The organism is Campylobacter sp. JMF_08 NE1, assembly GCF_027737875.1.
In the GTDB taxonomy this organism is placed as follows: Bacteria; Campylobacterota; Campylobacteria; order Campylobacterales; family Campylobacteraceae; genus Campylobacter_B.
In genome coordinates this window covers 240670-265224 of the sequence record NZ_JAOVUC010000001.1, presented here as the reverse complement: position 1 = coordinate 265224, position 24555 = coordinate 240670, and the positions used below count along the sequence as shown (strand labels likewise).

At 41.8% G+C, this 24555-nt stretch carries 31 protein-coding genes and 1 tRNA gene; 10 read left to right on the top strand and 22 right to left on the bottom strand.

The window, feature by feature from the left end:
• Window positions 1-400: 400 nt before the first annotated feature.
• Entirely contained in the window at window positions 401-1162 is a 762-nt protein-coding gene (locus OFN91_RS01285) for a pyridoxine 5'-phosphate synthase (protein ID WP_270872979.1), read from the bottom strand.
• 55 nt (window positions 1163-1217) lie between these two features.
• Here OFN91_RS01285 and OFN91_RS01280 point away from each other — a divergent pair, with 55 nt between their 5' ends.
• The 7 genes from OFN91_RS01280 (at window position 1218) to OFN91_RS01250 (ending at window position 6528) form a co-directional block, all read left to right on the top strand.
• Window positions 1218-2258 carry a Ppx/GppA phosphatase family protein gene (locus OFN91_RS01280; protein WP_270872978.1) on the top strand — a complete coding sequence of 347 codons (1041 nt, stop codon included), beginning with the start codon at window positions 1218-1220 and terminating at the stop codon, window positions 2256-2258.
• A 289-nt stretch (window positions 2259-2547) separates the two neighbouring features.
• Window positions 2548-2988 carry a GatB/YqeY domain-containing protein gene (locus tag OFN91_RS01275; protein ID WP_270872977.1) on the top strand — a complete coding sequence of 147 codons (441 nt, stop codon included), beginning with the start codon at window positions 2548-2550 and terminating at the stop codon, window positions 2986-2988.
• Between the two features lie 148 nt (window positions 2989-3136).
• On the top strand, window positions 3137-3400 hold the full coding sequence (gene groES, locus OFN91_RS01270; protein WP_270858878.1) for a co-chaperone GroES: 264 nt from the start codon (window positions 3137-3139) through the stop codon (window positions 3398-3400).
• Window positions 3401-3411: 11 nt separating this feature from the next.
• On the top strand, window positions 3412-5049 hold the full coding sequence (groL, locus tag OFN91_RS01265; RefSeq protein WP_270866307.1) for a chaperonin GroEL: 1638 nt from the start codon (window positions 3412-3414) through the stop codon (window positions 5047-5049).
• Between the two features lie 143 nt (window positions 5050-5192).
• Window positions 5193-5519, top strand: a complete 327-nt coding sequence (locus OFN91_RS01260) for a hypothetical protein (protein WP_270872976.1) — start codon at window positions 5193-5195, stop codon at window positions 5517-5519.
• Window positions 5520-5533: 14 nt separating this feature from the next.
• Complete coding sequence (locus OFN91_RS01255) at window positions 5534-5863, top strand: DUF4298 domain-containing protein (RefSeq protein ID WP_270872975.1); 330 nt, start codon at window positions 5534-5536, stop codon at window positions 5861-5863.
• A gap of 2 nt (window positions 5864-5865) precedes the next feature.
• Complete coding sequence (locus tag OFN91_RS01250; protein ID WP_270872974.1) at window positions 5866-6528, top strand: tetratricopeptide repeat protein; 663 nt, start codon at window positions 5866-5868, stop codon at window positions 6526-6528.
• Between the two features lie 48 nt (window positions 6529-6576).
• On the opposite strand, the gene OFN91_RS01245 is transcribed toward OFN91_RS01250, so the two are convergent.
• From OFN91_RS01245 to murA, 14 genes are all read right to left on the bottom strand, one after another.
• Complete coding sequence (locus OFN91_RS01245; protein WP_270872973.1) at window positions 6577-7383, bottom strand: M48 family metallopeptidase; 807 nt, start codon at window positions 7381-7383, stop codon at window positions 6577-6579.
• The gene (locus OFN91_RS01240) at window positions 7376-7846 is read right to left on the bottom strand and encodes a YbjQ family protein (RefSeq protein WP_270872972.1); all 471 of its coding nucleotides are present in this window, start codon (window positions 7844-7846) and stop codon (window positions 7376-7378) included. The genes OFN91_RS01245 and OFN91_RS01240 overlap by 8 nt, the downstream gene beginning before the upstream one ends.
• Before the next feature lie 3 nt (window positions 7847-7849).
• Window positions 7850-8191 (bottom strand): YbjQ family protein, encoded by a 342-nt coding sequence (locus tag OFN91_RS01235; RefSeq protein WP_270870728.1) that lies wholly within the window; start codon window positions 8189-8191, stop codon window positions 7850-7852.
• 54 nt (window positions 8192-8245) lie between these two features.
• On the bottom strand, window positions 8246-9415 hold the full coding sequence (locus tag OFN91_RS01230) for a pyridoxal phosphate-dependent aminotransferase (RefSeq protein ID WP_270872971.1): 1170 nt from the start codon (window positions 9413-9415) through the stop codon (window positions 8246-8248).
• A complete protein-coding gene (locus OFN91_RS01225) occupies window positions 9412-9885 on the bottom strand; it encodes a hypothetical protein (protein WP_270872970.1) in 474 nt (157 codons plus the stop codon). Before OFN91_RS01225 ends, OFN91_RS01230 begins: the two co-directional genes overlap by 4 nt.
• Before the next feature lie 11 nt (window positions 9886-9896).
• Window positions 9897-10592 carry a serine O-acetyltransferase gene (gene cysE, locus OFN91_RS01220; protein ID WP_270872969.1) on the bottom strand — a complete coding sequence of 232 codons (696 nt, stop codon included), beginning with the start codon at window positions 10590-10592 and terminating at the stop codon, window positions 9897-9899.
• A gap of 9 nt (window positions 10593-10601) precedes the next feature.
• Window positions 10602-12437 (bottom strand): biosynthetic arginine decarboxylase, encoded by a 1836-nt coding sequence (gene speA, locus OFN91_RS01215; protein WP_270872968.1) that lies wholly within the window; start codon window positions 12435-12437, stop codon window positions 10602-10604.
• Entirely contained in the window at window positions 12434-13675 is a 1242-nt protein-coding gene (hisS, locus tag OFN91_RS01210; protein WP_270861696.1) for a histidine--tRNA ligase, read from the bottom strand. Before hisS ends, speA begins: the two co-directional genes overlap by 4 nt.
• Window positions 13668-14297, bottom strand: coding sequence for a dTMP kinase (gene tmk / locus OFN91_RS01205; RefSeq protein WP_270872967.1), 630 nt, complete (start codon window positions 14295-14297; stop codon window positions 13668-13670). The genes hisS and tmk overlap by 8 nt, the downstream gene beginning before the upstream one ends.
• Window positions 14297-14770, bottom strand: coding sequence for a pantetheine-phosphate adenylyltransferase (gene coaD / locus OFN91_RS01200; RefSeq protein WP_270872966.1), 474 nt, complete (start codon window positions 14768-14770; stop codon window positions 14297-14299). The genes tmk and coaD overlap by 1 nt, the downstream gene beginning before the upstream one ends.
• A complete protein-coding gene (locus tag OFN91_RS01195) occupies window positions 14767-15327 on the bottom strand; it encodes a UbiX family flavin prenyltransferase (protein WP_270865034.1) in 561 nt (186 codons plus the stop codon). The genes coaD and OFN91_RS01195 overlap by 4 nt, the downstream gene beginning before the upstream one ends.
• Window positions 15328-15358: 31 nt before the next feature.
• Window positions 15359-15433: transfer RNA gene (locus tag OFN91_RS01190), tRNA-Gly, on the bottom strand.
• A gap of 61 nt (window positions 15434-15494) precedes the next feature.
• Complete coding sequence (locus OFN91_RS01185) at window positions 15495-16667, bottom strand: molybdopterin molybdotransferase MoeA (protein ID WP_270872965.1); 1173 nt, start codon at window positions 16665-16667, stop codon at window positions 15495-15497.
• Window positions 16664-17932 carry a UDP-N-acetylglucosamine 1-carboxyvinyltransferase gene (gene murA / locus OFN91_RS01180; protein ID WP_270872964.1) on the bottom strand — a complete coding sequence of 423 codons (1269 nt, stop codon included), beginning with the start codon at window positions 17930-17932 and terminating at the stop codon, window positions 16664-16666. The genes OFN91_RS01185 and murA overlap by 4 nt, the downstream gene beginning before the upstream one ends.
• A gap of 122 nt (window positions 17933-18054) precedes the next feature.
• On the opposite strand from murA, the gene OFN91_RS01175 reads away from it, so the two are divergent.
• From OFN91_RS01175 to OFN91_RS01165, 3 genes are read left to right on the top strand one after another with little or no spacing between them, the layout of a single operon-like run.
• Window positions 18055-18708, top strand: a complete 654-nt coding sequence (locus OFN91_RS01175) for an NlpC/P60 family protein (protein WP_270872963.1) — start codon at window positions 18055-18057, stop codon at window positions 18706-18708.
• Window positions 18709-18727: 19 nt separating this feature from the next.
• Complete coding sequence (locus OFN91_RS01170) at window positions 18728-19303, top strand: rhomboid family intramembrane serine protease (protein WP_270872962.1); 576 nt, start codon at window positions 18728-18730, stop codon at window positions 19301-19303.
• A gap of 33 nt (window positions 19304-19336) precedes the next feature.
• Window positions 19337-19825, top strand: a complete 489-nt coding sequence (locus OFN91_RS01165; RefSeq protein WP_270872961.1) for a SixA phosphatase family protein — start codon at window positions 19337-19339, stop codon at window positions 19823-19825.
• 86 nt (window positions 19826-19911) lie between these two features.
• Here the strand turns inward: OFN91_RS01165 and OFN91_RS01160 are convergent, their stop codons facing one another.
• The 7 genes from OFN91_RS01160 to OFN91_RS01130 form a co-directional block, all read right to left on the bottom strand.
• Window positions 19912-20397 carry a hypothetical protein gene (locus tag OFN91_RS01160; protein ID WP_270872960.1) on the bottom strand — a complete coding sequence of 162 codons (486 nt, stop codon included), beginning with the start codon at window positions 20395-20397 and terminating at the stop codon, window positions 19912-19914.
• A gap of 96 nt (window positions 20398-20493) precedes the next feature.
• A complete protein-coding gene (locus OFN91_RS01155; protein WP_270872959.1) occupies window positions 20494-20973 on the bottom strand; it encodes a hypothetical protein in 480 nt (159 codons plus the stop codon).
• A gap of 412 nt (window positions 20974-21385) precedes the next feature.
• Window positions 21386-22114, bottom strand: a complete 729-nt coding sequence (locus OFN91_RS01150; RefSeq protein WP_270872958.1) for an alpha/beta fold hydrolase — start codon at window positions 22112-22114, stop codon at window positions 21386-21388.
• A complete protein-coding gene (locus OFN91_RS01145; RefSeq protein WP_442867895.1) occupies window positions 22104-22328 on the bottom strand; it encodes a prevent-host-death protein in 225 nt (74 codons plus the stop codon). Before OFN91_RS01145 ends, OFN91_RS01150 begins: the two co-directional genes overlap by 11 nt.
• 51 nt (window positions 22329-22379) lie before the next feature.
• On the bottom strand, window positions 22380-23417 hold the full coding sequence (locus tag OFN91_RS01140) for a D-alanine--D-alanine ligase (protein WP_270872957.1): 1038 nt from the start codon (window positions 23415-23417) through the stop codon (window positions 22380-22382).
• Window positions 23418-23441: 24 nt separating this feature from the next.
• Window positions 23442-23996, bottom strand: coding sequence for a Holliday junction branch migration protein RuvA (ruvA, locus tag OFN91_RS01135; protein WP_270861682.1), 555 nt, complete (start codon window positions 23994-23996; stop codon window positions 23442-23444).
• Entirely contained in the window at window positions 23993-24553 is a 561-nt protein-coding gene (locus OFN91_RS01130) for a hypothetical protein (protein WP_270872956.1), read from the bottom strand. The genes ruvA and OFN91_RS01130 overlap by 4 nt, the downstream gene beginning before the upstream one ends.
• Between the last annotated feature and the right edge of the window lie 2 nt (window positions 24554-24555).

The window sequence follows — 24555 nt, the reverse complement described above, 5'->3', positions numbered from 1 at the left end:
CAAGCAAATTTTGCATAATTTGTCATTGCGAGGCGTGATAACGCCGAAGCAATCTACGAAATAAAAATTCCAAATTTGCAAATTCACTGTCATTGCGAGAATTTGCGTAGCAAATTCGAAGCAATCCAGGGAAATTTAAATTCAAAATTCAACCTAAATTTTGCATTGAACGATTTTTTGAATTTAACCTGCGCCGTGAAATTCTCTGTAAGGGGGAGGGCGCGCTTTTTAGGAGACGCTACCCTCCCCCTTACCAACCCCCACCCCTGTAAAACCTTAGAAGTGGCTAAATTTAAAGCTTCGCTTTAAATTTAGCTGATTTTATTTTTACGGAAATGCTTCGCATTTCTCGCAATGACAAATCAGGCGTAAAATTTGGCAAATTTCACGCTAAATTCCGCTATTTTATCACCTCTTTCATCTCTTTTATCGCATTTTCAAGCCCTACGAAAATCGCGCGCGAAATGATACTTTGACCGATATTTACGAGCGAAATTTCGCTGTTTTTTACGAGCGCAGAAACATTTTGGTAGTTTAGACCTCCGCCAGCAGTTACATTCATACCTAGCCCTTTGGCATACGCGCTCATGTGGCGAAGCTTGGAGATTTCATCTTTTAACATCGATTTTAGCGTATCAAGCGGGAGATTATACGCCTTTATCGCATGTGGCGTAAAAGCCAAATTTGACCTAATCGTCGCAAACAGAGCAGAGTATGTGCCGGTGCGAAGCTCGATCGAGCGGACATTAAAATCATTTGCCATGTCGATTATTTCGCGCACAGGCTCGATAAACAGCCCCACGCGCACGCCTGAGTGTTGCAAAAACTCGATATCACTCGCGATTTGCTCAGAGTGCAGATTTAGCCCACAATCCTCGCCAGAGTGCGGCACTAGCGTGATACGATATGGTTTAGCCTTGACCAAAATCTCCAAAAGCTCGCTCCCGCCGCTACACTCGACATTTACAGGCACCTTTGAGTGGCGCACGATATCGGCGATATCATCTTCGTTGATATGGCGTCGATCCTCGTGCAAACGAAGCGTGATTTGATTTGCACCTGCGCTGATTGCGGTGTATGCCGCCATCAAGATATCAGGGTCGTTCATCGCCCGTGCCTCACGCAAAACCGCGACATGATCGATATTTACTCCAAGTAGCATTTTAACTCCTAAGAAAATTTTCGCTATTATAACCAAAAAAGGTAAGGAGAAATTTATGGTTTTAGGCTTTGATTTGGGCTCGAATACACTGCGCGCATGCGTGATGAAGCCGGCTAAAACGGGCTTTGAGATAGTTAAATCTAGCGAGCGCATAGTCGGCTCGGCTAGGGGATTAGTGGCAAACAAACCTTTGCAAAATGACGCCAAAGAGCGCATTTTGCGGGCTTTGGGCGAAATTTTAGAGGAACTTTCGGATTTGATTTATGAGCGAAATTTAGAGATTTTGGATAATTGTGCTAAAAATTTAGAGAGCGAAGATACCTGCGCGCGAAATTTGGGTTTTGATGATGCTTGCGCGCGAAATTTTAAAAACGCTAAATTTAGCCTACCTTACGCCACTGTGGCGACGGAAGCCTTTCGTGTCGCCAGCGATAGCGTAGAATTTTTCGAAAAACTTTACAAAGAATTTTGCGTAAAATTTAGCATAATCGACGGCGAAAGAGAGACAAAATTGACCAGGCTTGGTATCGAAAACAGACTTCAAATTTTAGGTATCAAAGCGCAAAATGCCGTCAGTATCGACCTTGGCGGGGCTAGCACAGAGATAAGCAGTGCTAAATTTGGACAAAGCTTTAAATTTGGCATTGTGAGATTTTGTAACGAAAATCCTGGAATTTTACAAAATTTTAGTTACGCCAAATTTAGCCAAATCGCAAACGAGCAGACAAGAAGCGCAAGGGAGTTTTTGCGTAGTTTAGGCGCAGGAAAAATCGTGCTCACAAGCGGTGTGCCAACCACGATAAGCGCCCTTAAATTGGGAATTTGTGCCAAAGATTACGACACAGGCAAAATCAATGGAAGCGTTTTGAGATTTAGCGATTTTGCTGGGGCGATAGAGCAAATTTTGAAATTCTCAAAGCGCGAAGCCGATGAGGCAATGGGCGAAAATAGGGCGGAGGTTATCGTGGCTGGGGCGCTACTTTTAGAGGCGATTTTGAGCGATTTTAGCGGTAGTGGCGCAGATTTTATCGTCGTTGATGATGGATTACGAGAGGGCGTGTGTATAAATTTAATGCAAAATTTGGCGAAGCCGTAATAAAAAATAAAACCAGCTAAATTTAGAAAAACGAAGTTTTTCTAAATTTAGCCACTTCTAAGGTTTTACAGGGGAAATTCGCACGGAGCAAAAGGCGCGAACAGCGCTTTTGCGTGCGAATTAAATGCAGGGGGGTAGCGTCTCCTAAAAAGCGCGCCCTCCCCCTTACAGAAAATTTCACGGCGCAGGTTAAATTCAAAAAATCGTTCAATGCTAAATTTGGGTTAAATTTTACTTCAAATTTTTACTATAAAATAGTATCATACCCAAATTTTATCAAGGAGAAAAAATGGTAAGAGAGCAAATTTTAGAAGATATCAAAACCGCTATGAAATCCGGTGACGCGGTGCGCAGAGACGCTTTGCGTATGCTAAATTCTACGCTTAAACAAATTGAGGTCGATGAGAGAATTACGCTAAGCGATGAGAGGGTTTTTAGTGTTTTACAAACCGAAATCAAGCGCAGAAACGAAAGCGCAGCACAATACAAGGCTGGTGGGCGCGAGGATTTAGCGCAAAAAGAGCTTGGCGAGGCCGAAATTATCGGCGCGTATCTGCCAAAACAACTTAGCGATGACGAACTTAGCGCGGCTTTGGGCGCGCTACTTGGCGAACTTGGCGCAACGAGTGCCAAAGATATGGGACGCGTGATGAAAGCCGCAAAAGAAAAATTCGGCGCTAGTGTCGATGGCAAACGCCTAAGCGAAGCGGTAAAATCGGCTTTAAACTAAAATTTAAAATTCGCAATTTAGGCTAAAATTTAAGCAAAATTTTAGCCTAAAACTATTGACAAAAAATCAAATTTTGCATATAATCTAGCACTCAAAGATACAGAGTGACAACTTTTAGAAAATCAAAACTAATTTAGAAAGGACGAAAATGAATTTTCAACCACTTGGAAAACGCGTTTTAATCGAGCGCGAGGAAGAGACCAAAACCACAGCTAGCGGTATCATTATCCCAGATAACGCTTCAAAAGAGAAGCCATCAACTGGCAAAATCGTGGCTGTCGGCACAGAGTGCGATAGCGTAAAACTTGGCGATGTTGTAGCGTTCGCAAAATACGCTGGCGCGGATATCACAATCGATGATAAGAAATATCTTATCTTAAATTTAGAAGATGTTTTAGGAATACTTAAATAAAAGGAATCAAAATGGCAAAAGAAATTTTTTTCTCAGACGAAGCTAGAAACAAACTTTACTCAGGCGTAAAAAAACTAAACGACGCAGTTAAGGTCACAATGGGACCAAGAGGCAGAAATGTGCTTATCCAAAAAAGCTTTGGGGCACCTGCTATCACAAAAGACGGCGTAAGCGTAGCAAAAGAGATCGAGCTTAAAGACACTCTCGAAAATATGGGTGCAAGCTTGGTTAGAGAGGTCGCAAGCAAAACTAACGACGAGGCAGGCGATGGCACAACTACTGCGACCGTGCTAGCTCACGCGATTTTCAAAGAGGGCTTACGCAATGTAACAGCTGGCGCAAATCCTATCGAAGTAAAACGCGGTATGGATAAATTTAGTGCAGCCGTAATCGAAGAACTAAAAAAATCTGCAAAAGCAGTAAGCGGCAAAAAAGAGATCGCCCAAGTCGCTACAATCTCAGCGAACAACGATGAGAGCGTGGGTGATTTGATTTCTGAGGCTATGGAAAAGGTCGGCAAAGACGGCGTAATCACAGTCGAAGAAGCAAAATCAATCAACGACGAGCTAAATGTGGTCGAGGGTATGCAGTTCGACAGAGGCTATCTAAGCCCATATTTCATCACAAACCCTGAAAAAATGCTAGTGGAGCTTAGCTCACCGCTAATTTTACTTTTCGATAAAAAAATTACAAATTTAAAAGATTTGCTTCCGGTTTTAGAGCAAGTGCAAAAAACAGGCAAACCACTTCTAATCATAGCAGAAGACATCGAGGGCGAAGCGCTTGCGACTTTGGTCGTAAATAAACTTCGTGGCGTGTTAAACATTTCAGCCGTAAAAGCCCCTGGATTTGGCGATAGAAGAAAGGCAATGCTAGAAGATATCGCTATCCTTACAGGCGGAACAGTCGTAAGCGAAGAGCTAGGCAGAACGCTAGAAAGCGCAAATATGGCTGATCTTGGTCAGGCTGAGCGTATCGTAATCGACAAAGACAACACTACAATCGTAAATGGTGTAGGCGAAAAAAGTGCAATCGACGCTAGAATCGCGCAAATCAAAGCTCAAATTTTAGAGACAACAAGCGATTATGATAAAGAAAAATTGCAAGAACGCCTTGCAAAACTAAGCGGTGGCGTAGCTGTAATCAAAGTAGGCGCAGCAACCGAAACAGAGATGAAAGAGAAAAAAGATCGTGTCGATGACGCGCTAAATGCGACAAAAGCAGCTGTTGAGGAAGGTATCGTAATCGGCGGTGGCGCTGCACTAATCAAAGCTAGCAAAAATGTTAGCCTAGATCTAAGTGGCGATCAAAAAATCGGCGCAGATATCGTCAAACGAGCTCTCTATGCTCCACTTCGCCAAATCGTAGAAAACGCAGGATATGACGCAGGCGTAATCGCAAACGCGGTCGAAAACGCAAACGATGAGGCGCAAGGCTTCAACGCTGCAAGTGGCGAATTTACAAATATGTATAGCGCTGGAATCATCGATCCGCTAAAAGTAGAGCGCGTAGCTTTGCAAAATGCAGTTTCAGTCGCTAGCATGCTACTAACCACAGAAGCGACAGTCAGCGAAATCAAAGAGGACAAACCAGCTCTTCCTCCAATGCCAGATATGGGTGGCATGGGCGGTATGGGCGGCATGATGTAAGCTTGCCTAGCGCAAATTTAAAGGCAAATTTAAGAGGGGCAATTCCCTCTTAAATTTGCAAAATTTATTCTATTTCTCGCCATAATCTTATTAAATTTTTAATTCTTTTTTTGTAAAATCAAGGCTTTTTAAAAGGAGAAAATATGAGAAGTCAAATTTTAAATTCCTTTGTTATTTTTGCCGTTTGTTTAGGGCTAGCAGGGTGTGTCCAAAACAAGCCAAAACCGCGTGTGGAGCCATATCCGATAGTCAAAGATAGCTCCAAACAACCGCCTAAAAAAACAAAAAGAATTAAGAAAAAACAAAACGCCTCTAAACAAGATAGCACGAAAAAACCTATCGCGCAAAATTCAGAGAAGCGTTGGGTTGTGGATATCGACTCTTTAAAAAGAGAAGAACCGCCAGCTACGGAAAAAAAGCCAAAGGTGGATAATGGCACTCCTCGCAAATACACTGTCCCGATAGAGTAAATTTAGGCTAAGCGATGAAACGAGTAGAGCGAGTAGAGCAGATGAGCGAGATTTTAGCAAAAGTGCAAAAGTGCCTAGACGCATTTGAACTCGCTCTTGATGAGTATAAAAATTCGCAAAAACTTATCAAAAAACTTAGCAGATATTATTCTAGTAAAATTTGGCTAAGTGATTACGAGGCCGATGAGAGCGGTAAAATACTGCGCGAAATAGGTGAGGGGAAAAGCCTTCGTGCGATCAATCGCGGTGCGCTAAGCGAGGATGGGATTTACAACGCTATTTGGCTAAACAAACGCCTAGCGCGCGATATGAAAAAATTATCAAATTTGATTTGTAAGGAATAAAAATGAACAAAAAATATGTTTTTATCTTGGTTTTGCTAGCGCTCTGCGCTGTGGGAGCGCTTTTGGGCGTGGCTAAAAAAGACGAGCTTAAATGCTACGCAAAAGACGCTCAAAGCTGCCTAAATGTCGGTATGAAATACTTCGAAAACAGCCATGACCCAGTAGCGCAAAAGTATTTCAAAAAATCTTGTGATTTAAAAAGCGCGTATGCGTGCTATAATCTAGGCGTTATGTTTGACAACGGCTTTGGCGTGGCTAAAATGGAGCCAGAGGCGATTAGGTATTATACCAAGGCTTGCGATAGTGGCTACGCCCCAGCATGTGTAAATTTAAGCTACATTTACTACGACAGCTTAGTTTATAGCAACACAACCCAAGCTATCGAATTAGCCAAAAAAGCCTGCGATTTAGGCGAGGGAAGTGGGTGCTATAATCTAGGCTTTTATTATCTAAATGCTAACGGATATCGCAAAGACATACCAGAGGCCATAGCTAGCTACGAAAAAGCCTGCGATCTAAACTACTCCCCAGCGTGCGGACTAATCGGAAATATGTTTGCCAAAGGCGAGTATTTGCAACAAAATAATAAAAAAGCCATAGCTTTTCACCAAAAAGCCTGCTCTCTTGGCAACGAAAAAAGCTGCGCGCTCTTTAAAAAGCAATAAATTTATCTAAATTTCAATGGCGTTAAATTTGCAAATTTAACGCCAAATTTATCTTTTAAATTTCACTACTTCGCTTAAATTTTCATTGAGTTTGATTGTATTTTGCATGCCAAAATTTGATGATTTTATCGCGTCAATGCGCTTTTGCAAAAGCGGGTGCGATTCAAAAAGATTGATAAAGGTATCGCTATCACCAAGCTTTTTTGCGCTAGCGAAAAACTCATCTGCACCGCCAATGTGCCCATAAGCGCAGTTTAAAATCCTAAGCGCCTCGCTATCGGCGGCGGCTTCTTGCGAGCGCGAGTATTTGCCAGCAATCGCTCCGCCTAAAATTTGGCTTAATCTCTCATCGCTAAAACCGAATAAAATCGCCATTACAGCGCCATTTCCTAGACCTTTTATGTGATCGCGGTGCTTAAAATGCGCTAGCTCGTGAGCTAAAACAAAGGCTAGCCCATTTTCGCTTTTAATATGCGAAAAAAGCCCGGTATTGACCGTGAGTGCGCCATTTAGGGCTGCGCTTGCGTTTGGAATTTTGCTTTCGTTTATCACGATAAAATATTCGTTTTTGACCTTGGCGCATGAATTTAGCCGTGAGGTTAGGGTGCGGATTTGCTCGGCGAGCTTCTTGTGTTTTGGCTCGATTACACGCTCACTTTCACTGGCTTTGAAAATTTTATACTCTTTGCCCTCTGGGATAAATTTCACAGCCACGCCCACGAAAATATTTAGCGCGAAAAACGCGCACGCGATAACTGCGACAAGCCCCACGCCAAGGGCTAGGAAATTTATAGCATGATTTTCTTTGGAATAATTTTGCTCGCCCTCGTTTTGCGAGGGAATAAATTTAGCCATTGAAATTCGCCTGTTTTGGCTCTTTGGCGTAATAAATCGCCGTAGCGTAAGCTAGGATTTCCACGCTTCCGACATTTTTCGTGGTTTGATTTATCGAGCTTGTTTCTATGCGCAAATTTATAATCTCATCAGCGCCCAAGGCCTTTTCTTTTAGCCTAATCACAGCCTCGCGTCTAGCGCGGTCTAGCAGGCTTTCATACGGCACAACATCGCCACCGAAAAAATTTATCACGCTAGCGTAAATTCGTTTGAAATAATCAATACTTATAACCACATTTCCGCTTACAAATCTCACCCTTTCGATTTTGCCTGAATTTAACAATGGGTGTTTTGAGTTTGTGGTGGGTATGTGTAAAAACAGAGCCTCTTTTTTGCGAATTCTAGCGAAATGGCGCACCTCAGCTTGCTTGCCAAAGATATATCCAGCCCCAAGCAAAATGAGAAATATTATAATATCGCTCATAGCTTACCTTGCCAAAACTGCCGTGCCATAGACATAAATTTCACTAGCCCCTGCTGCAACTGAGCTAGTGGAAAATCGCAAATTTACAATCGCATTTGCACCCATGGCTCTGGCCTGCGCGCACATACGCTCGATTGCTTGTTCGCGCGATTCTTCGAGTAGCTCGGTATATCCTACTAGCTCGCCACCTACGATATTTTTCAGGCTCGCCATGATATCGCGTCCGAAGTGTTTAGCTCTGACCGTGCTTCCACTCACCACGCCGAAAACCTGCTCGATCTCTTTTCCTGGGATTGTCTCTGTATTTACCAAAGTCATCATAAGTGAATTTTTAAAATTTGCCATATTTTCTCCCAAATTTTACAAAATTTGCGAAATTTTAAATTTCGCAAATTTAGCTTATTTATAGTTTTTCACAAATTCTGCTATGCGCGCGATTCCCTCTTTTATCTCGTCCATTGAGCAAGCATAACTAATCCTAAAATGCTCGTCCATACCAAATCCCACGCCTGGCACGGTCGCCACGAGTGCTTCATCTAGCAGTTTTGTGCAAAATTTCATGCTATCTTTTTCTACCTTGGCGCAGTTGATAAATAGATAAAACGCGCCATCAGGTTTGACTACGCTAAGACCCTCTATCGCATTTATCGCATCTACGGCGTAATCACGGCGTTTTTGATACTCTTTATTCATCATGGCGATATACTCATCGGCCTTGCCTTCTAGCACAGCCACGGCACCTGCTTGGACTATGCTTGAAATATTGCTCGTGCTTTGGCTTTGAAGTTTTTTCATAGCTTTGTTTAGCTCGTCGTTCGCACACGCTGTATAGCCAAATCTCCACCCAGGCATTGCGCCACATTTGCTAAGGCCATTTACGGTGATAGTGCGATTAAACATATCCTCGCTGATACTAGCACAAGCTACAAATTCTTTATCAAAAATGATTTTTTCGTAAATTTCATCTGCGATTACGGCGATATCTGTGCCTTTTAGCACCTCGGCAATCGCAATTAACTCATCTTTGCTATACACAGCTCCTGCTGGATTTGACGGAGAGCAAAGGCTAAGCGCTTTCGTGCGTGGCGTGATAGCTGCTTTTAGCTCAGAGGCTGTGATTTTGTATTTATTTTCTGGCTTTGTGTCGATTATGACAGGTTTGCCACCGCAAAATTTAACAATCTCAGGATATGTTACCCAAAATGGCGCTGGCACGATAACCTCGTCGCCATCATCTATCAAACATGAAAAAATATTAAAAAGCGAGTGTTTTGCCCCTACATTTGTGATGATTTGGCTAGGTTTGTAATCCAGGCCATTATCTCGTTTTAGTTTTAGTGCGACTGCGTTTAGAATTTCAGCTGTGCCTGGGATTGGTGTGTATTTGCCGCAGCCCTTAGCCATAGCCTCTATTACGGCATTTTTCGCCGCTTCGGCAGTATCGAAATCAGGCTCGCCTGCGCTAAAAATAATCACATCTTTTCCACTAGCTTTAAGCTCTTTTGCGCGTGTGCTAATGGCGATTGTTAGGCTTTCGCTTAGTCTGTTTATGCGTGAAGCAAGTTTCATTTTTTCTCCTTTTGGTATGTTTTTAAACAATCATAAATCATCTCTTTGACGCTGAAAGTTTCGTCTTTGCCTTCATGATTTGCGGTATTATAAATATCGCTTATCTTGCAATCATCTTCACCGCACTCTAATTTATAGATTATTTTTTGACTTTCTGGCGTCCAACCTTTGCAAATTTGCTCCACCTCTACATCGCCAAATTTTAAAATTTCAAATTTATATTCTGGGTTATCGCAAACATCTTGCCCAGAGATTGTAGGATCATAATCTAGGCAACCAATCTCTTCGTTTGCGAATTCCTCATCTTTCAAAAATGCGATTTTTAAAGAATTTGTGCAAATTTCGCCACAAATTTTATCAAAATTTTCTTGATTTTGATATATTTTTTTAACTGTTTCTATTTTAAGATTATTAAAATCCCCAGCGTTTAACGCACCGCAAATTCCTAGAAAAATCAAAATTTTTCTCATTATTCCCCCTGTTATTTGAGTGATTTTAGATAGTTTTCATACTCTTGGTTGATCTCTTTTTCTTTGTCGCAGAGATTTTTATCGCCATTTTGTATGCAATCTTCTAAAATTTCAATTCGTTTGATTAGATATTTCATCAGCTCTTTGTTGATATCTGGGAGTTTGTTATGCGCTAGCGGATCGCTATCGCACTCGCCTAAAATCCTAGCTGGCACGCCCACAGCTGTGGAGTTTGCGGGGACATCTTTTATCACGACAGAATTTGCGCCGATTTTAGAGTGCGCTCCGATTGTGATATTACCTAAAATTTTCGCCCCAGCTCCCACGACTACGCCATTTTCTAGGGTAGGGTGCCTTTTGCCCTTTTCCAAGCTAACGCCACCTAGGGTTACATTTTGATAAATCAAACAATTATCGCCAACAATCGCTGTCTCGCCGATGACCAAACCAGCCGCATGGTCAAAAAACACGCCACTGCCGATTTTCGCCCCTGGATTGATATCCACAGCGGTGATTAAGCGTGTAATACCTGAGATTATGCGCGCGATAAGGCGAAATTTGCGCTTATAAAACCAATGCGCGAAACGATAATTTATCAGCGCCCACACACCCGGATAGCAAAAAATCACCTCAAATACGCTATTACACGCCGGATCTTGGCGAGATGGCTCGGTAAAATCGTGTTTTATAGTTTGCCAAAAAGTCATAATCCCGCCTTATTGGATAGTTTTCAGATAGCTATTATCGTTTAGGAACAAATACAGCTCGCCTAGGACATGCTTTTTCTCTTTTTCTGAAAGCAGTGGCGAGTTTGCGATTCGTTCATTTAGGCTCTCTCTGATATCGACTACATCATAATCCATATCATCTAAAATATCAATGACAGATTGCGACTCGATAAAATCCGTAACCTCAAATCCGCCGTCTTTTAAAATCACGGTTGCCTCATTTGGGTGAGCGAAGAGGTTGTGATTCATACCAAGCACCTCTTGATACGCCCCGACTAAGAAAAATCCGAGGAAATACTCTTCTTCTTCTGGGTCGATATCGTGCAAAAACAAAGGATTATGCTCTTTATCAAATGTAATCTCACCGTCGCTATCGCAGGTGATATCCCACAGCGTAGCCGAAAGCGTAGCGCGCTCGTCGAGGTGTTCGAGTGGCATGACTGGGAAATGCTGTTTAATGCCCCAAAAATCAGGCAAGGATTGGAAAAGCGAGAAATTTACCAAATACCGCTCTTGCGCGTTTCCGAGTGAATTTAAGAAATTTCCATACTCTTGCTTATTTCCCAAAAGCGCATAAGCCTTGCGCACGACTAGATGCACCAAAATTTCGCCATTTGAGCGATCTGTGAGATCCACATAGCCCAAATCAAAGAGCGTCAGCACGCTCTCCATGTGCGCCATAGCGTCATGCAGGTATTCAAGGGCGTTTGAGGGCTTTAACGAAGTGTAAAGATCGTAAAGCTCGGTGATGACTGGCGGATTTTCCTTTTTCAAAGCCAGTTTGGCCTCTGTGTATTCTTGGGTAAAAAGCTCCAAAACAGGCGCGACCAGCACAGCGTGGCTAGCTGCGACATAACGGCCACTTTCTATGAAAATATTTGGCTCGATCTCGTTTTTATCCTGTGCGATTGATTTTAAAAGAAAAACGACATCGTTTGCGTATTCTTTGAGGGTGTAATTTCTGCTGAAATTTTCCTTCACTTGCGAATATTCTATCGCCAAACCACCGCCTAAATTTATCGAATTTAGATTTTTAGCACCCATTTTGCGGAGTTCAGCGTAGATGTTTCCAGCCTCGACTAATGCTTTTTTAAGCGGGTGAATTTCAGTGATTTGCGAACCGATATGGAAATGAATCATCGTAAATTGCTCGATTAGATTATTTTTTTTGAGCAAATTTACAGCCTCAATTAACTCGGTCGAAGTAAGGCCAAATTTGGAGTTTATTCCGCCACTTTTGACCCAAATTCCACTACCTGAGTTATGAAGCCTTATGCGAAGCCCGATAAATGGCTTTGGCGCAAAGCGCTCTTTGGCGGTTTCGATTATGGTTTTTAGCTCGTTTAAACCCTCGATTGTAAGCGTGATATTATGCCCCATCTCAGCGGCGATAAAGCCGATATTGATGAGCTCTTTATCCTTAAAGCCATTTACGGTGATTGGCGCGTTGTCGTTATTATACGCCATGGCTAGAAGCAATTCTGGCTTAGATCCAGCCTCCAAGCCATACCCGTAAGGCTTGCCGATTTCGACCAAATTTTTCACAAATCCCGGGAATTGATTTACTTTGAGCGGATAGACGGCGTTAAATTTGCCCTTGTAGTCAAATTCTTTTATCGCGCGGTTGAAATTCGAGTAAATTTCGACGATTTGTTTTTTGATAAGGTGTGGAAAACGAAGCAAAATAGGGCCTCTAATGCCGTCAGCCCTGATTTCTTTAACCATATCGACAAGAGGCTGTTTGAAGTCAGAATTCACGCACAACTTGCCAGAATCAATGACGAAATTTGAATTTCCCCAAATATTTAGTCCATAATCGTTCATACTCTATCCTTAAAAAAGTCTTCGATTTCGTTAAATTTAACCATGTCTTGGCTTTTATCCTCTAAATTTTTGCACCATACGCTAGCGTTTTTAAACTCATCTTCGCCGATACATAGGCAAAATTTAGCCATTTTTGAATCTGCGCTTTTTAGGTGTTTTTGTAAATTTTTTGGCTCGTATGCGATATGAGTTTTGGTGATTGCGCGCAGTTTTTGTCCGATAGCAAACGCACAAGGCACGATTGCTTCGTCCATTGCGCCGATGTAAATTCCATTGCGAGAGTTAGGGGTTTCTTTTAATTTTAAAATTTCGATTAGCCTTTCAATTCCTATCGCAAAACCCACGCCAAATGTGCTTTTGCCACCCAAAAACTCGACTAGTCTATCGTATCTGCCGCCGCCACCGACTGCGCTTTGTGCGCCAAGCTCACTGCTGACGAACTCAAATGCGGTTTTGCAGTAATAATCTAGCCCTCTAACCAATCGTTTGTCGATTTCGAAATTTAGCCCATTTGCAAGCAAAATTTCTTGCAATTTTTCAAATTCGCCTTTACACTCATCGCTTAGATTATCGGTGATTAGCGGAGCGGTGGCGAGCTCGCTTTGGCAGGCTTCGTTTTTGCAATCAAGCACGCGGATTGGGTTTGTGATAATGCGCCTTTTGCAATCCTCGCAAAGCCTATCCTCGCGCTCATTTAAAAATTTGATTAGTTTGTTTTTATACTCTGGCATGCACGAGCTATCGCCCAGGGAGTTTAGTTTGAGCGTGGTTTTTACGCCTAGTTTGCGCAAAATTTCGGCTAAAAGCAAAATCACGCTCGCGTCCTCATACACGCTTCCCTCGCCAAAACACTCTACGCCAAATTGGTGAAATTCGCGTAGTCTGCCTCGTTGCGGGCGTTCGTAGCGAAACATCGAGCCGGTGTAGTAAAATTTGCGCACGCCACCAGCCTTGTCAAATTTATTCTCGATAAATGAGCGAACGACCCCAGCCGTGCCCTCTGGGCGCAAGCAGACGCTATCGCCACTTTTATCGCTAAACTCATACATTTCTTTGCCGACTATATCGCTACTCTCGCCCACGCTTCGGCGAAATAGGGCAGTTTGTTCGAGTTTTGGGGTTTCGATTAGCTCAAATCCATAATTCCTCGCCACACTTTCACACACACGCACGATTTTTGCGAAAAGTTCGGCTTCATAGCCCATTAGGTCGTTCATACCACGCAGTGCTTTAATCATCTATAAATTCCTTTATTTTTTTTGTTATTTTATCAATATCATCGTTTGCATTGACGATTAAAAAATTTAATTTTAGCTTTTGTAAGGTAAATTTTATCTTTTCTTGCACCCTAAGCAGATACTCTGCGCCACGAAGCTCGATTTTATCGTATCCCGCGCGAGTATTTAGCCTAGAAATCAAATCATCTTTGCTAATCTCAAAAAATACAAATTTACCATAAATTTCACCACCAAGCGCGATTTTATTTAGCATTACAAGCTCGTCAAATTTAGCGTTTTCATCGTTGGCTAGGGCATAGGCGATACCTGAGATGAAGCTTCTATCGCTTAGGATTAGATTTTGCGAATTTGGCAAAACAACCTTCTCATGGTGCTCAGCCCGATCAGCTAAAAACAAAAACATCTCAGCAGTTTTTGAGATACTTCCGCAAATTTGACCTAAATTTATGTGGTTGTCGCCGTTAAATTTGAAATTTTCGTTTAAAATTATACTACGCAAAATTTCGCCAAACCTCGTAGCGCCCGGTTCTTTGGTAACTATCGCGCCAGGATAAATTTCTGCTAGACGCGATATTTGCGTGCTTTTGCCAACTCCGTCAATCCCCTCAAAGGCTACAAACATCATTTTTCCTTTTTAAGCAGTGGCAAAATTTGCTTTGGCACAAACTGCGAAACATCGCCGTCGTGGCGCAGTATCGTGCGAACCATAGAGCTCGAAATAAAGGCGTTTTTCAGGCTTGGCATCAAAAACACACTCTCAAATTTATCCCATAGCGATGTGTTTGTGTAGCTAAGCTGTAATTCGTATTCGAAATCGCTCACCGCGCGCAGTCCCCTAATGCAAAAATTCGTGCCATGGGATTTGGCGAAATCGACTAGCAGGTTTGAAAACGGCTCGACTTTGACATTTTTTAGATCGCTAAGGGCAAGCCTCGTCATCTCTAAGCGCTTTTCTAGCGAAAAACAAGGGCTTTTGCTCTCGCTAAGCGCGATTGCGACGATGACCTCGTCAAAAAGCCCGAGCGCTCGTTTGATTACATCTAAATGACCATTTGTGATAGGATCAAAAGTACCGGGATAGATACATTTTCTCATTTTTGCCACCTTTTAAAGAGATTGTTTGCCACGCCCATGGCGTCGCACCATTTGCCAATTATGAAATTTTGCATATCTTCTAAATTTTTCGCACCGCTATAACCGCCGATAATGGGCGGAGCGATGATGACGCCGAGATTTGCCAACTCGCTCATTGAACGAAGCGAAATAGGCGAAAAAGGCATTTCGCGCACGCCAAGGATTAGTTTTTTGCGCTCTTTTAGCGCGACGGCTGCTGCGCGAGTGCTAAGAGTATCGGCGATACCTGCGTGAATTTTCGCTAGTGAATTGATAGAGCAGGGGGCAAAAATCGTAGCGTCTATACCAAACGAACCAGACGCCACACTCGCGCCAATATCGCTATCATCGAAGAATTTCACAGCTTGATTTTCGCTAATGAAATTTGCAAAATTTATATTATTTTCGGATTTTAAGACGATTTTTGCATTTTCGCTTATGATTGCGTAAATTTCGTTTGGTGTGGTAGATAAAAATTTGATTAAATTTAACCCAATTTCGCAAAAACTAGCACCGCTTACACAAACTAGGATTTTCATAAGCAAACTTTTTGATTTGGATTTAAAAAAGTGGAGCGGGAAACGAGAGTCGAACTCGCGACATCAACCATGGCAAGGTTGCGCTCTACCACTGAGCTATTCCCGCACGAAGTAAAAAAGAACTTGGATTTTATCTTAAAATTTCTCATTTGTCAATACCATTTTGCTTAAATTTCATAAATTTTTACAATTTCGCCATTTTTTTGCTCGCATTGCTCAAATTTTGAGAGCATAAAATGCGTCGCCCCGCATAGTGGCTTAATCATAGCTGAGTTTGATTTTATCGGCGTAAAATAGCCGTTTTCATACACGCCTAGGCTTAAATTTATGCGATTTGGGCGAAATTTTAGCTCACCATTAAATTTGGCTAAAATTTCACGCGCCTTAAAATTTTCACCAACCATTTTTTTAAGCACCGGCAAGATTATGATTTTTGCTAAAATAAACGCCGCTAGCGGGTTTCCCGGCATTACAAAAACAAGCTTTTTGCCCGCGTAGTAGCACTTAATCGGCTTTCCTGGCTTTATGTCGATATGCTCAAACACTGGGCTAAATCCAAGCTCGCACAAAATTTGCGCCATGAAATCAGCCTCGCCCACGCTTGCCCCACCGCTTGTGATTATCACATCATAGCTTTGCGCTGCGCTTTTTAGGGCTTCTCGCACTGCGTTTGCTTCGTCTTTGATAATTCCAAGATAGTCGTTTGCGAAATTTTCACTCTGCAAAAGCGCGCAAATTCCACTTGCGTTTGCGTTGTAAATTTCGCGCTCATTTGCGCTTTCCCACGGCTCTTTTAGCTCATCGCCACTCGAAAGCACGGCGATTTTTGGCGTGGTGCGCACGGAGATTTCATTTATGCCTTGCGCTGCTAAAAGCATGATTTTAGCGGCATTTATTCGCTCTCCTGCGCTAAGTAGCACCTCGCCCTCGCGCACTTCTTCGCCCATTTTGCGAAGTCCATCGCCTGCTTTTGCGTTAGCCGGTATTTGCAAAAACCCGTCCTTAATGCACGCGTCCTCTACGCGAAGCACGCTGTTTGCGCCCTTTGGCATAGGTGCGCCTGTCATTATTTTTTGCGCTTGATTTGGCGAAATTTCATAAAATTTTTGATTACCAGCAAAGATAGTTGGCTCTACGATTTGCAAACTCTCGCCGATTTTTTCGCTGTTATACGCATAGCCATCAAGTGCGCTATTATCGAAGCTTGGCACATTTTTTCGCGCTTTTATATCCTGTGCTAAAATAGCCCCAAGAGAGCGTGAAATTTCAATCTTTTTTTCGCCAAAAAAGCCTAAATTTTGCCTAAAAATCAATTCCAGCGCAGTGTTTATATCAATCATTCTTCTAGCCTTAGAATTTGTGCGCCTAGTGCGCTAAATTTCGCCTCCAAGCTCTCATATCCGCGGTCTAAGTGATATATGCGATGCACGCGCGTAGTGCCACTTGCTGCAAGAGCCGCTAAAACAAGAGCCGAGCTAGCGCGCAAATCCGTCGCCATGACATCTGCGCCTGCGAGTTTGCCACCCTTGATTGTAGCGATATTGCCGTTTAGTTTGATATCTGCGCCCATGCGGTTTAGTTCGCTCACATGCATAAAGCGGTTTTCAAACAGCCTCTCCTCGACCGTGCTAGTGCCTTGCGCGACGCAGGTTAGCGCCATAAACTGCGCTTGCATATCGGTCGGAAAGCCCGGATACTCGGTAGTGATGATTTTGGTCGCTTTGATTTCGTCTGCTGGCAAAATAGTTATTTTAGAGTCGTTGCCACTGCCTGAAATTTCAAATTTAAATCCCATATCCTCAAATTTCGCTAGCACAGCGCCCAAATGCGCAGGATTTACGCTTGTAACGCTGATTTTTGAGTTCGTTATCGCCCCGGCGCACAGATATGTCCCAGCCTCGATACGATCGGGGATTACGGTGATTTCGTTGATATTTAAAAGTTCGCCCGCTGTGCCTGTGATTTTAAGCTCGTCAGTGCCGATTCCTTCGATTTTTACGCCAGCACTAGCTAGGGCTTCGCACACAGCCACGACCTCTGGTTCTTTGGCGGCGTTGATTATGCAAGTCTCCCCATGCGCTAACGCGGCCGCCATTACGACATTTTCGGTGCCTGTAACGGTGATTTTATCAAACGAAATATTCGCGCCCCTTAGCGCGCCCTCGCACACGACATAGCCTTCTTCGATTTTTACCTGTGCGCCCATTTTTTCGACTGCTTTTAGGTGCAAATCAATCGGCCTTGCCCCTATCGCGCATCCGCCTGGCATGCTAACTTCTGCCTTGCCAAAACGCGCTAGCAATGGACCAAGAACTAAAATCGAAGCGCGCATTTTGCGCACGATGTCATAAACCGCCTTAGTTGAGTTTATCCCTCTTGGATCAATTACGGCGGTGTGAGCGTCTAAATACTCGCATTTTGCGCCTAAATTTGCCAAAAGCTGGATTAAGGTTTTGATATCTGAAACATCTGGTAAATTTTTAATTGTAACTGGGTTTTTGGATAGTATAATTAGCGCGATTAGCGGTAGTGCCGCGTTTTTGGCGCCTGAGATTTTTATTTCGCCACTAAGCTTGGCTTCGCCTTTGATTTGTAAATAGTGCATTTTCTCTCCGTTTTGATTGCAAAAATTTCGCCGTGATTATACATAAATTTGCTTTAAAATTACTATTTTATTACATTTGATTGCTAAAATGAAAACACATTTTGTATTTTTTAAGGTAGTTTATGAAAAAAATTTTTGCTTTATTTTTAGGGGCGTTTTTGATGAGTGGCTGCTCGTGGCTAGCTCCGTTTTCATCGCCTGCAAACCCTACTACGCAAGGGGATTATGAGGTTTATGAGGATAACTCTGGCTCATCACAAATCCCAGGAAACACCTACAACGCAACGCTCATTTCATGGGTCGATAAATACACCGGAACCAAGGTAGGCGGGGATTGTAGTGGGTTTATCACAGCGCTAAATTCTAAAAACAAAGAGATTTTTTTCAACTCAAAAGAGCTGCCTAAGTATTTCACAAACGGCAGAAAATCACAAGCGATTTATAATTATTACAAAAAACGAGACCTAATCGCGCATAAAAACCCGCGAGTAGGGGATTTGATATTTTTCCAAAACACCCTTCAATCAAACAAAAAACGCCTAAATAACGAAATTAGCCATATCGGCGTGATTCGCGAAATTTACGCAGACGGCAGGATAAAATTCGTGCATAATTCGCGCGGTAGAAACAAGGTCGATTTTGTAAATTTAAACAAAAAAAATACTCATAAAAACGGCAAAAAAATCGAAAATAGCTATATCGTGCGCTGCGGAGGCAACAAAGTTTCTTGCCTAGCTTCAAATCGCTTCGCAGGATATGGTCGCGTAAAACAATAAATTTAGGAAATTTATACAAATGGCAAATTTCGGACAAAGGGCGAATTTCGGGCAGGCAGGCAAACTCACGCTAGCTATCATCATCGCAAACTGCGCGCTTTTCGTCCTAGCAAATTTAATCCCAAATTTGAGCGCGTATTTGGGGCTAAATTTGCTATTTTTTGACGGATTTTTTTGGCAAATTTTATCATCATTTTTCATGCACGCAGGAATTGCGCATTTGGCGATGAATATGGCTGTGCTGTATCAGTTCGGCTCTATTTTAGAGCGATTTTTCGGTAGCGTAAAATTTACGATTTTATATTTCGGGCTTGGAATTTTTACGAATTTAATCTGCCTGATTTACATTTTTTGCGCTTACAAATTTATGGGGCAAAATATAAATTTAATCGGCGCGAGTGGCGTAATCTGCGCGCTTTTGGGCGTGATTTTGTGCTATGAGAGGCAAAATTTAAAAAGCGTTTTGGCTATGGTTGCGCTTATTAGCTTTGCTCCGCTTTTATTAGCTTCAAATGTGGCGTGGTATGCGCATTTGATAGGGTTTGGGGCAGGGTTTGGATTCGGCAAAATACAGCAAAAATTTAAAATTTTGTAGAATTTTGCGTAAAATTATACGAAAAGGAAATTTATGAAACAAATTTATTTTATCAGACACGCCAAAGCTGAGGTTTTCGCACAGACAGATTTCGAGCGCAAACTAAGCCAAAAGGGCGAAGATGACGCAGGCAGGTTAGGGGAGCTTTTGGCAAAAGAGGGCATAATGCCTGATATCATCATCACTAGCACTGCCAAACGCGCACTAAAAACCGCCAAAATCATAGCCAAAAATATTGGCGCCAAAGATATTTTAAAAGAAAAAAAAGAGCTTTACGACATTAGCGAGAGAGAGCTAGCAGAGTTTGTGCGTATGCTCGATGAAAAATACAAAGTGGTTTTCATAGTAGGCCACAACCCCACAATCGGCGCAGTGTGCGAGTATTTCAGCAACTCAGTAATCGAAAAATTCCCAACTTGTGCGATTTTCGGATTAGAATTTGAAGCTGAAAATTTCGCTGAGATTAGCGAGCATAGCGGGAAGGTTTTGGTTTTTGATTATCCAAATTTGCATTTGCAATAGATTTTGCAAGGGAAATTTTAAAGTATTTGCAAAATTTAAACGCCAAAACGGCGTTTAAATTTATAAATTTTATCTCGCAACGCAGATTATTCCGCTGCGCCGAGCGTTCGCTCTCTTTTGTCGATACTTATCTGTCCGGCGTAGAGATTGCGGTATTGGGCGTGTAGATTGTATCCGTCGAAATCCTCGTCCTTATAGACGGCCTTGTAAAGATCGATCGCCTTTTTTATCCTGAAATGTAGGCTGTCGCGCGGATACTTGACATCTTTACTATACATTTTGTTAAAAATATAATTCAGCAAGATAAACGCCTCTTTTCGCGTTAAATTTTGCTTGTTTTTGAAAAATTCTTTTTCGTCGAAAATCAACACAAAACCATAGTTAGGATTGGTGTTTTGCTCGGTTTCGTTGTAGTCAAATTTGACATAAATTTTCTCTTTGATTTGCACGAATTTCATTTCATTAAAATCGAATTGAAAATAGTTCGGAACACCCCTGAAATTCGAACGCCCGCCAAATTGCTTTAAATATAAATTTTTATTATCGCCGATTATTACAACATCGAAAAGCATATCAAACCTTTATCATATATATAATTCATAATTTTAATAAATTTGGGTAAAAACTCGGTAAATTTGTAAGCCAAATTTCACAATTTTCAATGAAATTTAAACGAAATTTTGCGCCAAATTTTCGTGATGATCGATACTCAAACACCCCACAAACACATTTCGATACTGCGCGTGCATGTTGAATTTATGGTCTTTTTCTTTGGTAAAATTATAAATTTTGTTTAAAAATTCAATCGTTTTTTTTATTTTTGCATGCAGGCTGTCGCGCGGGTATTTGACATTTTTGTCATAAATTTTATCAAAAAGATAGCTTAGCATATAAAAAATCTCTTTTTTAGAAAGGTGAGTTTTGTTGTTTATAAAAAATTTATTGTCCTCGAAAACGAGGTAAAATCCGTAGTCCAAATCAGATTTGCAACCTGTGGATTTGATAGAAAGTTTGTTGTTTAGCTTGACGAAAGACATCGTAGAAAAGTCGAATTTCAGGTAGTGCGGGACGCCGTTTAGGTTCGAGCGACCAAACCGCTTTAAATATAAATTTTTCGTATCGCCAATTAAACTGATATCAAAAAGCATGTCAAACCTTTCTCATCTGATTGGTCTAGGCATTATAGCGCAATAAATTTAATATAAAATTAGAAGCATGATTACATTTTAGGTTTATGTATTTTTAAATTTTATTTTTAGTATTGAAAACTGCAATTTTCATTTTTACTTTTATATCCGATCCCATTTATTTTAAAGTTCATCTTTTTCAATAATTGCTTGTAAAATCATAGTTAGTATCCTCTCGTTTTCACTTTTGCGAATATCATTTCGTAGATAAATTTTAGTAAATTTTAAATTTTTTTAAATTTCTCTGGATTGCTTCGTCGCCTTGCTCCTCGCAATGACAATGGAAAGCGTAAAATTTCAGATTTAAATCCACTTTGCCATGCGAGCAATGCTCGCTCGCGATGACAAATAGCGGAAAATAACTAAATTTGGATTATTTAAATTCAGCCGTGATTGTATCTGCGATGAATTTCGCGTGTTTTATGAAAAAAAAGTGATCCCCATCAAGCGGGTAAAATTTGCTATTTTTGATGAGCGAGTGGATTTTCTCTCCGCTACTTAGAGCTGTGGCTGTATCGCTAATACCCCAAAAAATCAGCGTTTTTTCTGGTTTAATCTCGGCAAAAATCGGCTCGAAATCCTCGCGAATCACATTTTTTAGCGTCCCAAACATCTCTTCGCTCATACCAGAAGCGTCTTTGCTGGCAAAAAATCGCCAAAACTTCGCCAACCCGACATATTTTAGGCACTTAAATACCGCGATTTTCGCCCTCACCTTCAAAGGCTTTGGCTCGATTATCCCAGCCGAGCTTAGCAAAATCAGCCTTTTTGGCGCAAGTAGTGTGGCGACCTTGCCGCCAAAACTATGCCCCATAATGGCCTCTGGTGCGCCTCCAAGCGCAGCGATAAACTCACGCATAATGCCCGCATAATCCTCGCTTGTAAGCGCAAATTTTGGCTGTGAGCTAGCGCCAAATCCGGGCAAATCTACGAAAACTAGCCTATAATTTGGGAAAAATTTCGCCTCGAAAACCCTCTGCATAAGCTCTTTTTTCGCGCCCCAGCCGTGCAAAACCAAAATATACGGCTCGACGCTTAAATTTTCGATTTCGTAGCTGATTTTGTATTCGTTGCCACCAAATTTTATGGTTTTACTGGCCATCTTGACCCTTTTTACCATAAATCGCTTTGAGTAGCTCGACTGCCTTTTCTAGGCGCTCGTATTCGCTCATACTAAGCATTACGGCCTCAAATTTATTATTTTTGACAATCATAGCCTTTTTAATCTCTTGGCTATTTAGTTTTTTTAAAATTGAGCTAAAATTTCTCGCCATTTCCGTCGCTGTGTAAATTTCGTCTTTATTTAACATAAACAATCCTTATGTAAAATTTTACGCAAAATTTAGCGTAAAATTTTTAAATTTAGCTTATTTATTCGCTGAAATTTTTGTTATCAAATCATACGAAATCGGAATTTCCTTAGTCGCAGGAAGCGAAGTAGCTAGTTTGCCCAAAACCTCTGCAAAGTCGCTAAATAGGTAGTTTGCCATACTTCCTGGATTTGGATTTATCTCGTTTAGATACACTTCATTATTTTGCACGAAAAAATCACACCTAATCAGCGCCCCCTCAAATCCACCGACATTATAAAGCTTGGCAAACGCATCTTTCATCTTATCCTCGACTGACATACCGATTTGCGCCTCTTCGACCACGCCAGTGCGCGAAAAGTCAAGGTATTTTCTACCAAAATCCAAATATCCCTCTTTTTTCGGCTCTTCGATGAAGGAATACTCGATTTTGCCGTCGATTTTAGCCCCTGCTAGGTTGTATTCTTTGATATTTTCCATATATGGCTCGACGATTGCGCTATCATCTAGCTCATAGACCTTATCCATGCAGTAGTCAAACTCTTTTTCTGATTTTGCTATGCCAATACCGATACTAGAACCCAAATGAGCGGGTTTGATGATGACTGGGAAGTTAAAATTCGGCAAGCTGTTGCGATTGACAATTTCAAATGGCACGGTTTTTACACCTGCGATTTGTGCTAGGTATTTGGTTAAAATTTTGTTGTAGCTTAGCACGCTAGCCTCGATTCTAGGGCCGATATAAGGGATTGAAAAAAACTCAAAAAGGCTTGCGAATTTTCCGTCCTCGCCGTCGCAACCATGGATCAAATTCACATAAACGCTCACTTCAAGCATGCTTTTTTTGCCAAACATACCCCCACTCATATAAAATCCGCCGTTTGAGATATTTAGCTCTTTTGATTTTGTGTATTCGCCGTTTTTGAAATACACTGCGCGCATATTTTTCTCTTCGATTAAGAAAAATCTCCTATCCTTGTCGCAAAAAACAAACGCCAAATTCTCGCCCTTTAATGCGTCTTTGACCGCGATTGCAGAGATTATACTAATCTCGTGTTCGTAACTTTGACCACCAAAAACTATACCGTATTTCATTATTTCTCCTTGTAAATTTTAAATTTATGCTAGTTTTTTCAATGCCTCTTTGATCAAATCAGCCGTATTTGTGCTGACGCAATCAAGCAAAATTTTACTGATTCTATCGCGTTTGAAACCTAGACTTTCAAGCGCGCTCATCGCCTCTGATTTATACACTTCGCTCTCGCCAAACTCCATTAGTTTCGCGTCCCCTAGCTCAGCGATTATGCGCCTAGCTGTCTTTGGGCCAATCCCCGGCACGCTCGTTAGTAGCGCGCTATCGCCTGTGATAATCGCGCGAGAAAAGCTCTCTGCGCTAAGCGATGAGCACACAGCCATTGCCGTGCTAGCCCCTATTCCGCTTAGTTTGATTAGCATTTCAAACATATTTTTCTCTTTTGGCTCCAAAAATCCATAGAGCAAATTTGCGTCCTCTCTGATAATCTGAGTTATCAAAAATTCCACCTTCTCGCCCCGCTCTACCCTAGCGCCGCACCCTAGCGAAATCGCCACAGCGTAGCTTACGCCACTAGCGCACTTTATCACGCATTTAGTGGGCTCTTTGTGCGTGATGATTCCTTCTAATCCTACTATCATTGAATTGCCTTTAAAATTTCATCAATTGCCAAATTTAACGCCGAATTTGTCGCATTATAAATGCTTTGTGAGCTTGGATCTGGCACGAAAACTCGCTTTGTAATCACGCCAGATTTTATGCTTTGCACAGCGTTTAAAAACTCGTAGCCAATCGTGATTTTAGCGTGATCGCCATCGACTTGAAGCGTGATAAGCGTGGTTTTTAGCCGCAAATCTCTCTCTTGTGGCACAAAAATCGGATTTAGCGCGCATGTCGAAAACGCCGCGTCGATTAGGGCTTTATAAAGCATTTCGCTTGGCATTGTTATGTATTTGGCGTCGCTAGCGTATCTTGTGCGAGATTTCCAATCCACGATTAAAATATCGCGTCTATCGACTAAATTTGTCGCAGTTACACTCTCGATATAGATATTTTTGCGTGAATTTGACTTCGCGGCGCAGTGTTTTTGGTCGTATTTAAGCTCGTAATAAGTATATGGCTTGGCACTCTTTGCCAAACAGCCTCCTAGTAAAATTCCAGCCAAAACTGCGCTAAATGCGCATAAAATTTTTCTCATTT